Origin of the sequence: Ilumatobacter sp. (assembly GCF_030065885.1) — a bacterium.
Classification (GTDB): domain Bacteria; phylum Actinomycetota; class Acidimicrobiia; order Acidimicrobiales; family Ilumatobacteraceae; genus Ilumatobacter.
Genome location: NZ_JASJCS010000052.1, coordinates 22,510 through 31,809, shown reverse-complemented (window position 1 = coordinate 31,809; position 9,300 = coordinate 22,510). Strand labels below are relative to the sequence as shown.

The window sequence follows — 9,300 nt, the reverse complement described above, 5'->3', positions numbered from 1 at the left end:
CAGCTGCTTCACGTACCCGAGGATGAAGTCGATGTTGAGGCTCCGTTCGTGGGCCTCGTCGATGATGAGCGTGTCGTACCGGCGGAGCTCGCGGTCACGCTGCAGCTCGTTGAGGAGGATGCCATCGGTCATGACGCGCACCAGCGTCGAGTCGCCGACGCGGTCGTTGAACCGGACCGTGTAGCCGACGGCGTCGCCGACCTGGGTCCGCAGCTCGTCGGCGATCCGCTCGGCCACGGTACGGGCTGCGACGCGACGCGGTTGGGTGTGCCCGATGAGCCCGTCGACGCCGCGCCCGGCCTCGAGGCACAACTTCGGCAGCTGGGTGCTCTTGCCCGACCCGGTCTCGCCGGCGACGATCACCACCTGGTGATCGCGGATCGCGTCGACGAGCTCGTCGCGCCGGGCGACGATCGGCAGCGACGCGGGGAACTCGATCGCGAGGCGGCGGCGCGTTTCGGCGCGAGCAGCTCGCGCCGCCTCGCGGCTCGCACGCGTGTGCTCTCGATGTCGTGATCGGGTGCCGGTCATGTCCTGTCTCAGCGTTCCACGCGCGGGGCGCGAAGCGGGCACGATTTCTATCGCCGCGCATGCGAACCCGCACGCCGCCTCCCTACCGCAGGGCGAGGTGCGGCGGCTCGACCTGGTCGGTCCTGCGCAGGCGGTCGGCCCACGGGGATCGCGGCGGCACACTGGAGCGATGAACGACGAGCTGCGCCAGCCGCTGATCGCCGCTGCGCCGCAGGAGTACCACCGGCTCGACCGCGAGTCCCGAGAGCGCTGGTTCGTCCATGCCGACCGGCTGATCCGGCAACCGTCGTGGGAAGGCGCTCGCGACGTCGAGGTGACCGACGAGATGGTGCTCACGATCGCCGCCCACGCCGCGCTCCTGGCGGCCGGGTTCGAGCCGACGACGCGGCCGTTCCGCAACGTGGCATCGATCGTGCTCCACGGACGCACGATCGTGACCCGCGGCACCCAGCCCGGCCCGGTGCGCGGGGTGTACACGTCGGGTCCGCAGTACCTCGCCGGCCAGTCGGGCCACGGCCGCGGTCCGGTCCTGCTCGACTGGCGCACCGTTCGCCGCCAGGTCGGCGACCCCGATCGCGGCGTCAACGTCGTGTACCACGAGTTCGCGCACAAGCTCGACCAGCTCGAGGGGCCCGCCGACGGGATGCCGCCGCTCCCCGACCAGGCGGCACGCTCGGCATGGGTCCAGACGCTCGGCACGAACTACCGCCGACTGCGTCGCCGCGGCCCCGACGGTCTCGTCCGGGCATACGCGGCGACCAACCCCGCCGAGTACTTCGCGGTGACGAGCGAGCTCTTCTTCACCCGGCCGACCGACCTGCGAGCACACCTTCCGCGTGTGTACCGGCGTCTAGCCGACTTCTACCGTCAGGACCCTGCCGCCCGGAGGTGAGTTCGCCCGCCCCGGCCCGGCGGTGATCGACGGCATTGTCTACGCTGCGATGGGGGCGACCGAGAGGGGGGACGCATGGGCGAGGCGACCGGCGCGACGGAGCTGCCGCCTGTCACCGACTGGGTCAACGACTGGGACTGGCTCGACGACGGCTGGGGCGAGCACGCGATCGAGATCTGGAACGACGTGCGCGACCAGTGCCCGATGGCGACGACCGAGCGCTACGGACGGGCTCACATGCCGGTCACGATGGATGCGGTCACCGAGATCGCCCATGACACCGAACACTTCTCGTCGGTGTTCGTGAGCGTCGCCCGCCCCGACGCCGTCCGCCGCCCGGCACCGCCGATCACCTCCGACCCACCCGATCACCACGGCCACCGCCGGCTCCTGCTCCCTGCGTTCAGCCCGAAGGCCATCGCGCCGATGGAGGACGATCTCCGCCGGTTCTGCCGCTCGCTCATCGCCGGCCTGGAGGGCGAGACGCACGTCGACCTCTCCGAGCGGTACGTCCAGCACATCCCGGTGCACGGCATCTGTCAGCTCCTCGGCGTTCCGGAATCCGATGCCGACATGTTCCGCGACTGGATCTTCCGCAACTTCCAGCTCGCACCTCGCGACAACGCCGTTCGCGAGCAGGTCGCCGACGAGATGGCCGCGTACAACGACCGCCTGCTCGACCAGCGCGAAGCCGAGCCTCGCGACGATCTGCTCTCGCTGATCGCACACGCCGAGATCGACGGTGAACCGGTCAGTCGCGAGCTCAAGCGGGGCTACGTCTCGCTGATGATCATCGCCGGCATCGACACCACCTGGAGCGCGATCGGATCGGGCCTGTGGCACTTCGCCCGGCATCCGGCACAACGAGCCGCACTCGTCGCCGCCGATGACGACGTCCTGCTGTGGACGACGGCCACCGAGGAGGTGTTGCGCTACTACGCCCCCGTCACCATGGGCCGCAAGGTCATCGCCGACACCGAGGTGGCCGGGTGCCCGGTGCGGGAGGGCGAGCAGACCCTCGTCACGTTCCCGGCCGCCAACCATGACCCTGCGGCGTTCGAGGACGCCCACGAGTTCCGGATCGACCGGGCGAGGAACCGGCACGTCGCCTTCGGACTCGGCATCCACCGCTGCCTCGGCTCGAACCTCGCGCGGCTCGAGCTCACGGTGGCGCTCCAGGAGTGGCTGCGGGCCTTCCCCGACTACGAGCTCGACCACGATCGACCGACGACCTGGGCGAACGGTCAGGTGAGAGGGCCCCGCTCGCTCCCGGTGCTGCTCCGTCACACCGTCTTGTAGCGTTGTTATCGGCTCGTCATCACCGGCGGGCGGCGATCGACGGGAGCACGCCGGCCCGTGATCGACGGATCGACTCCTGCGGCGTACAGTCCGAAACATGGCACGACCGACCAGCGCCGAAGTCAGGGAACGCCTGCTCGAAGCGGGAATCGCGGTCGTGCTGCGACAGCTCGGCACCCTGGGCGATTCGTCGCCGATCGCACACATCGACCTCAAGGCGGTCGCGACCGAGGCGGGCTACGCCAGCCCCGGCATGATCTACACCGCGTGGACGGACAAGACGGCGACGTCCACGACCCCGCGCGAGTCCTACATCCGCGAACTGACCGAACGCCTCATCGACATGGCGACGTCGAACAGTGGCATCGAGGCCTACGTCGCCAACGTCGTGGCCAGCGGAGCGCCGCTCGACGAGGCGATTCGCCTCGGCGCCAATTTCTCACTCGGCCAAGAGCTGGACGACCACGACGGCTGGAGCGTGCACACGGCGTTGCGCGAGCTGCCGCAGGACTCCGAGCTGAGCCGCCGATTCGTCGACGCCGAGGTGCGGCGGACGCGCGAACTGTCCTCGATGTACGACGACGCGCTCGAACACTTCGGTCGCCGATACAAGCCCGGCATCGACGGCAACCAGATCGCCCTGATGCTCCGGGCGTTCGAGTACGGGTTGTGGGCGTCGATCCGCCTGGCGCCCGACATCGCGCAAGTGGATGATCTGTCCTGGGTGGGCCGGGACGGATGGTCGCTGTACGCGGTCGCCGCCCGTGAGCTGCTGATGGGCCTGACCGAGCCGCTCGACGAACCCGGATCCGAGGCCGGCCCCACCGAGGCGCGAGACGACGGGGCGGGCGGGGACGAGGCGCAACAGGGCGCACCCTCGGCCGGCTGACCGAGTCGGCTACTCGCCGATGAAGTCCGGCGCTCGCTTCTGCGCGAACGCTGCGATGCCTTCTTGGCCGTCGTGGCCGCCCATCGCCTGGGCGATCACGACGCCCTCGTACTCGCCGGCGGTCTGCAACGAGTGGTCGTAGCCGTGGTAGACGACGCGCTTGGCGTGACCGAGCGCCCACGCCGGCCCGTCCGCCAGCTGCTGCGCCAACTCGGCCGCCGCTGCGTCGACGTCGTCGTCGGGCACCACGCGGTTCACCAGCCCCCACGACTCCGCCTCGTCGGCCCCGAGGACGCGATTGGTCAGCGTCAGATCGAGCATCCGGCGCAGACCGATGTGCCGCGCCACGAAGTACGACGACGTCCCGTCGGGCGTCACACCGGCGCGCGTGTACGCCATCGTGTACTTGGCCGACTCCCCCGAGACCACCAGGTCGAAGGCGCTCATCAGCGACAGGCCGGCGCCTCCGGCCGCGCCCCGGACCCCGGCCACGAACGGCTTCGGGATCGAGTTCATCTTGTAGATCGCGCCGTGGTAGTCGACGAGCATGTCGGCCGCGACACCCGGCAGATCGGCGCCGGCCTCGTGGAAGAGCTTGAGGTCACCGCCCGCGCAGAAGACCTTGCCCTCCGCGGTGACCGACACGGCCTTCACCGCGTCGTCGAACTCGATGGCCAGCATCACGGCGCGGAGATCGGCCGAGAACGCCGGACTCACGGCGTTGGCCCCTTCGGGTCGCGTGAAGCGGACGTGGGCGACCTTGTCGCGCACCTCGTAGGTCATCGTCGAGAGGTCCATGTCCCGACGATACGTTCCCCGGGGCCGGGGCATCGGAGCGAGTGGACGCCTCCAGACCATGCGGTAGTATTTGCGTGCGCAAGCAATGAGTCAGAGGAGGCGCGATGCCGACGACACCGAGCGGACACGACACCACACCCAGCTGGCAAGGGCTCAATCATCTGGCCCTCATCACCAACGACATGGATGCCACCGTGCGGTTCTGGCACGGCGTGCTCGGGGCGCCGCTCGTCGCGACGATCGGCACCGACACGTTCCGTCACTACTTCTTCTCGTTCGGACCGACGAGCTCGGTCGCCTTCTTCGAGTACATCGGCCAAAGGACCAACGAGCTGACCAAGCCCGCCGGCGTGTTCGACGCCCGCGCCGGCCAGTTCGACCACCTGTCGATGGACCTCCCCGACGAGGACGCGCTGCTCGCGCTCCGCCGTCGACTCGTCGATGCCGGGTCCGAGGTCACCGACGTCGTCGATCACGGGCTGATGCGCTCGATCTACTTCAACGACCCGAACGGCATCGCGCTCGAGGCGTCCTGGTGGGCCGACGACCCGACGGCGACCGACCCCGACTTCGTCGACGAGCGCTACTTCCGCGACCCCGACCCGGTCTCCGCCGTCCTCGAGCTCCGCGAGGGCGGCCTCCGAACACTGCCGGCGACCACGCTCGTCGACGAACCGACCCCCGCCTGAGCCGACGCGACCCAGCCGCGAGGCCGCTGCTCGGCGGCAACGAGCCCGCACTGCTCACCCAGCCCGCAGGGCTCGCCGCCACATGCGGAGCGTCGATGATCCGGATCAGACCCGGACGAAGCCGAAGCCGCGGCCGAGCCCTGTCCGGAACGCGAGGTGGATCCAGAGCTGAGCGTGGCTCTCGAGCAGCGGGGCCGCGTCGACGTCGCCGATGACGAGCGCATCGAACCCCATCGCCGCGGCCAGGTCCCTGACTCGCTCGGCGGCGCCGGAAGGACCGGCGATGGGCAGGAAGTAGGCGCCGGCATCGGTACGTGGCTCGAGGTACGCCTCGGCCCCGATGGTGTTGAACGCCTTCACGACCTGCGCGGACGGGTGCCGCTCGTGGATGATGTCGACGATCGACGCTGCGCCGTCGGGTAGCGATTCCCCGACGGGGTTCGTCGCATCGACGAGGACGGTGTCGGCGGGGTCGCCGATCGCACCGAGCACGTCGCCGATCGCGCCGTACGGCACGGCGAGCACGGCGATGTCGGCCGCGGCGACCGCATCGGCGATCGGCAGCGCCGAAGCGCCCTCGACTGCGTCGAGCGCGGCGAGGACCTTGCCGCTGGCGACGTCGCGGGCCCCGAAGGTGACGGCATGGCCGAGCTCGGCGAAGCGGCGGGCCAGGTTGGTGCCGACGACACCGGCACCGAGCACCGCGATGTCGAGCGCGCTCACGTCGACGCCCCGCTCGCGGGACGAGGCGTCCCGGCGCCTCCGTGTTGTCGCTGCCGACTCGTGGCGCGTCGTTCGTTGCTCACGCGATGACTCCCTTCCTCACGGAACACGGGAGCGCGTTCCGGTACACCACTGTAACGATACGCATGTGTACTGTATTCCCATCGACGAGATCGAGGCAGACCCCATCCCGCGCCGGGTGACGGTGACCGCGTGAGCAGCGGCGGCGTCGGGGGACGCCCACGCGACGATGCCCTCGACGAGGCGATCATCGAGGCGGCGGTCGAGGTCCTCACGGCCGACGGCGTCGACGGGGTCAGCTTCGCCAAGGTGGCCGCTCGCGCCCAGACCACGAGACCCGCGCTGTACCGCCGCTACGCCTCCCCGACCGAACTGGTCATCGACGCCGTGCACCGCGTCGCCGACCAGGGGCGACCCGACCCGTCGGGCGACCACCTGATCGATCTCGAGGCCGAGCTCCGGGCATTCCGCGACGGCGTCGAGCAAGCCCGGACCACCGGCCTCGCCGGGAGCATGATGCTCGGCTCGACGGAGCCCACCGTGGTCGAGGCGTACCGGACCGCGGTGGTCCAGCCGCGCCGTCGACGACTCCGGGAGATCCTCGATGCCGCTCGGGCGTGCGGATCGCTGACGGCCGCTCCGGCGGACCTGGACGTCGCCGTCACGATGTGCACCGGCTCGTTCTACGCCTACGCGCTCGCCGGTGAGGCGCCCGCCCGGGACTGGCCCCGCACGACCGCTCGCCTCGTCTGGCGGGCGTGCGGGGGCGACGCCGCCTGACCCGCCCCGGCATCACGAGGCGAGCAGTTCGACCCCGCGCCTGTAGAAGTCGACGGCGACGGCGACAGGGTCGTCTGCGGCGAGCACGGCGTCGTAGCCCAGGACGGCGCCGAAGGGCGCGTTCCAGAACCCGGTGTCACCCGGACGGTCGTCGGTCCACGGGCCGACGTACAGGTACGGCTCGGCGTGGAAGCCGTCGCCTGGCGAACCACCGAGGTTGACGCGACGCTCGGCCGTCGCCGCGAGGTCGAGCGCGGCGTCGAAGTGCTCGGGCCACAGCTGGATGGCGGACGGCTCGGCCGCCGCAGGGGACGTCGCAACGACGCGATCGAGCGCTTGCGCAGCGACTGCGAACCAGCGCGCCAGCGCCCGGGCCGACGCCTCGTCGACCGCGAGCGCCTCGTCGATCGGGCCGATCGGCGGCGTGTCGTGGCCGACGTCCAGCTCGACGCCGAGATCGACCCGAGCGACCTGCGCGAGATCCGCGAGCGACGCACCGTCGATCGCTGTCGCCGCGCTGTTCGACCCGTCGGTGCCGGCGACCTCGCGCACCAGCAACCCGCCGGAGACGCGAACCCGGACGACGTCGTCGCCGAACTCGGGCGTCCCGAACCCGCCCGGCGTGACACGGAGTCCGAACCGGCCGGTGCCCTGCTGGCGCGCACGAGCGACGACGTGGACCGCGACGCGCTGGAGCGCGTCGCGGGTCGGGACGAACAGGTCGGGAAGCGGTGCGAGCGATGCCATGACGGAGTCAACCCTCGGACCCGTCGATGCGTTCCCGAGCGGCCGAGGTCGCTCACTCAGATGTCGGGCCCGTGAAGTCAGGCGACCGCTTCTCGCGGTGCGAGGCGACGCCCTCCCGCACGTCGGGCCCGCCGAAACCGTAGAACTCCAGCGCCAGCGACGCATCGAAGGCCGGGCCCGCGGCTCGGTACCAGTGGTTGAGCGCGTGCTTCGTCCATCGCACGGCCGACGGCGAGACCGCCAACAGCTGGTCGGCCACCTCGAGGGCCTTGTCGTGCACCTGGTCGTCGTCGACGCAGAGGGAGACCAGGCCGATCCGCTCGGCCTCCTCGCCGGTCATGCTGTCGCAGGTCATCAGGTAGTACTTCGCCTTCGCCATGCCGACCAGCAACGGCCAGCAGACCGCAGCGTGGTCGCCGGCGGCGACGCCCAGGCGTGTGTGGCCGTCGACGATCTTCGCCGTACGTCCGGCGATCGAGACATCGGCCAGCAGACCGGCGACGAGCCCGGCGCCGACCGCCGGCCCGTGCATCGCCGAGACGATCGGTTTGGAGCAGTTGATGACGTTCCAGACGAGGTCGCGGGCCTCGCGCATCACCCGTGTGCGCATCGCGAAGTCGTCGATCATCCCCTCGATCAGGTCGAAGCTGCCACCGGCCGAGAAACCCTTGCCGGCGCCCTGGAGGACGGCGACGTGCACGTCGGGATCCTTGTCGACCGTGAGCCAGACCTCGGCGAGGTCGTGGTGCCCGTCGATCCCGACCGCGTTGAGTCCCGGCGCGTCGAACGTGATCCGCAGCACGCCCTCCTTCGGCCAGTCGTAGCGGAAGCTCGGGTGCCGTTCGGCGTAGTCGATGCTCATGTGGCTGCTCCTCGGCGGCGATGGTCGGTGGACCCCGAGCGCAACTCGGCGTCGTCGATGCTCATGTGGCTGCTCCTCGGCGGCGATGGTCGGTGGACCCCGAGCGCAACTCGGCGTCGTCGATCCTCATGACAGTTCTCCTCGGATGATCTCGGCGAGCTCGAGTGGCTGGTCACCCTGCACGCTGTGGCCGGCGTCGACCTCGATCACGACCGCGTCAGGGCGACGACGTCGCAGCTCGGCCACGTCCTCATCGGCGATCACCGATTGCTCGCGGGTCCCGCGGACGAGCGTCACCGGCGCGGCGAGCCGCTCGAGGTCGTCCCACAGCAAGGTGATGTCGGGGCGCTGCTCGGGGTCGCCGGTGTCCCCCATCGCCGTGTAGTCGTCGCGGCGGTGGCGCCAGACCCAGCTGCCGTCGTCGAGCTGGACTGCGTTGTGGAGGATCCCGCGCCGCAGCGAGCTCTCCGAGCGGGTCGGGTTGAACTCCATCGTGCGTGCGAGCAGCTCGTCGAAGCTCGGGAACGTCGCAGGGCCACGGACGAAGTCGTGGATCGCCTTCGCCTTCTCGCCGGTGACCCCCGGCGTGATGTCGACGAGCACGAGACGCTGCACGAGATCGGGCCGAAGGGCGCCGAGCGCGATCGCCGTCAGCCCACCGAGCGACATGCCGACGACGAGCCGCTGCGCCGGCGCGAGGTCGTCGATCACCTGGGCCAGGTCGGCGGCGTTGGCGTCGGGCCGGGTGCCCACACCGGGCGCCGGGCTGTCGGAATGGCCGTGGCCGGGCAGGTCGGGCGCGAGGAGGGGCCGGCCGAGTGCCATCGCGACCGTGTCCCAGGTGTGAGCGTTCTGGGCGCCGCCGTGGATCAGCACCAGCTCGGCCGGCCGGTTCCCCCAGACGAGGCTGCTGAGGTGGCGGCCGTCGGAGAGGGTGCTGGTGGCACGCCGCACGAGCGGCCGGCCGTCGTACGGCAGCCCGTGTTCCGCGGCGTTCTCGTGGAACAGACCGAACTCGTCGTAAGCGACTCGCTCGCTCACGGCGCCGCGTCCAACCGGCCAGTCGTCA

11 protein-coding genes are annotated in these 9,300 nt (G+C 70.6%); 5 read left to right on the top strand and 6 right to left on the bottom strand.

The features are described from left to right. A partial coding sequence (locus QNJ12_RS12390) for a DEAD/DEAH box helicase (protein ID WP_300622963.1) occupies nt 1-531 on the bottom strand: 531 nt, incomplete at its 3' end. Between the two features lie 169 nt (nt 532-700). Here QNJ12_RS12390 and QNJ12_RS12385 point away from each other — a divergent pair. From QNJ12_RS12385 to QNJ12_RS12375, 3 genes are all read left to right on the top strand, one after another. Continuing rightward, the gene (locus tag QNJ12_RS12385; RefSeq protein WP_300622962.1) at nt 701-1,423 is read left to right on the top strand and encodes a zinc-dependent peptidase; all 723 of its coding nucleotides are present in this window, start codon (nt 701-703) and stop codon (nt 1,421-1,423) included. Nucleotides 1,424-1,498: 75 nt separating this feature from the next. Beyond that, nucleotides 1,499-2,722, top strand: coding sequence for a cytochrome P450 (locus tag QNJ12_RS12380; protein WP_300622961.1), 1,224 nt, complete (start codon nt 1,499-1,501; stop codon nt 2,720-2,722). A 97-nt stretch (nt 2,723-2,819) separates the two neighbouring features. Continuing rightward, complete coding sequence (locus tag QNJ12_RS12375) at nt 2,820-3,611, top strand: hypothetical protein (RefSeq protein ID WP_300622960.1); 792 nt, start codon at nt 2,820-2,822, stop codon at nt 3,609-3,611. Between the two features lie 9 nt (nt 3,612-3,620). Here QNJ12_RS12375 and QNJ12_RS12370 read toward each other — a convergent pair whose 3' ends face one another. Then, nucleotides 3,621-4,409 carry an enoyl-CoA hydratase/isomerase family protein gene (locus QNJ12_RS12370; protein ID WP_300622959.1) on the bottom strand — a complete coding sequence of 263 codons (789 nt, stop codon included), beginning with the start codon at nt 4,407-4,409 and terminating at the stop codon, nt 3,621-3,623. A 104-nt stretch (nt 4,410-4,513) separates the two neighbouring features. On the opposite strand from QNJ12_RS12370, the gene QNJ12_RS12365 reads away from it, so the two are divergent. Next, entirely contained in the window at nt 4,514-5,098 is a 585-nt protein-coding gene (locus tag QNJ12_RS12365) for a VOC family protein (protein ID WP_300622958.1), read from the top strand. A gap of 105 nt (nt 5,099-5,203) precedes the next feature. Here the strand turns inward: QNJ12_RS12365 and QNJ12_RS12360 are convergent, their stop codons facing one another. Next, the gene (locus tag QNJ12_RS12360; protein WP_300622957.1) at nt 5,204-5,821 is read right to left on the bottom strand and encodes an NAD(P)-binding domain-containing protein; all 618 of its coding nucleotides are present in this window, start codon (nt 5,819-5,821) and stop codon (nt 5,204-5,206) included. Between the two features lie 213 nt (nt 5,822-6,034). Between QNJ12_RS12360 and QNJ12_RS12355 the strand changes: the two genes are divergently transcribed. Continuing rightward, nucleotides 6,035-6,622: a TetR/AcrR family transcriptional regulator gene (locus tag QNJ12_RS12355; protein ID WP_300622956.1), complete on the top strand. Its 588-nt coding sequence runs from the start codon at nt 6,035-6,037 to the stop codon at nt 6,620-6,622. Nucleotides 6,623-6,634: 12 nt separating this feature from the next. Here the strand turns inward: QNJ12_RS12355 and QNJ12_RS12350 are convergent, their stop codons facing one another. From QNJ12_RS12350 to QNJ12_RS12340, 3 genes are all read right to left on the bottom strand, one after another. Further along, nucleotides 6,635-7,369 carry a hypothetical protein gene (locus QNJ12_RS12350; protein WP_300622955.1) on the bottom strand — a complete coding sequence of 245 codons (735 nt, stop codon included), beginning with the start codon at nt 7,367-7,369 and terminating at the stop codon, nt 6,635-6,637. 52 nt (nt 7,370-7,421) lie between these two features. After that, nucleotides 7,422-8,231 (bottom strand): enoyl-CoA hydratase/isomerase family protein, encoded by an 810-nt coding sequence (locus tag QNJ12_RS12345; protein ID WP_300622954.1) that lies wholly within the window; start codon nt 8,229-8,231, stop codon nt 7,422-7,424. A 126-nt stretch (nt 8,232-8,357) separates the two neighbouring features. Continuing rightward, nucleotides 8,358-9,272 carry an alpha/beta hydrolase gene (locus tag QNJ12_RS12340; protein WP_300622953.1) on the bottom strand — a complete coding sequence of 305 codons (915 nt, stop codon included), beginning with the start codon at nt 9,270-9,272 and terminating at the stop codon, nt 8,358-8,360. Between the last annotated feature and the right edge of the window lie 28 nt (nt 9,273-9,300).

What these genes read in the sequence shown, in the direction of transcription:
- QNJ12_RS12385 (WP_300622962.1), top strand. Translation starts at nt 701, where the DNA reads ATGAACGACGAGCTGCGCCAGCCGCTGATCGCCGCTGCGCCGCAGGAG.
- QNJ12_RS12380 (WP_300622961.1), top strand. Translation starts at nt 1,499, where the DNA reads ATGGGCGAGGCGACCGGCGCGACGGAGCTGCCGCCTGTCACCGACTGG.
- QNJ12_RS12375 (WP_300622960.1), top strand. Translation starts at nt 2,820, where the DNA reads ATGGCACGACCGACCAGCGCCGAAGTCAGGGAACGCCTGCTCGAAGCG.
- QNJ12_RS12370 (WP_300622959.1), bottom strand. Translation starts at nt 4,409, where the DNA reads ATGGACCTCTCGACGATGACCTACGAGGTGCGCGACAAGGTCGCCCAC.
- QNJ12_RS12365 (WP_300622958.1), top strand. Translation starts at nt 4,514, where the DNA reads ATGCCGACGACACCGAGCGGACACGACACCACACCCAGCTGGCAAGGG.
- QNJ12_RS12350 (WP_300622955.1), bottom strand. Translation starts at nt 7,369, where the DNA reads ATGGCATCGCTCGCACCGCTTCCCGACCTGTTCGTCCCGACCCGCGAC.
- QNJ12_RS12345 (WP_300622954.1), bottom strand. Translation starts at nt 8,231, where the DNA reads ATGAGCATCGACTACGCCGAACGGCACCCGAGCTTCCGCTACGACTGG.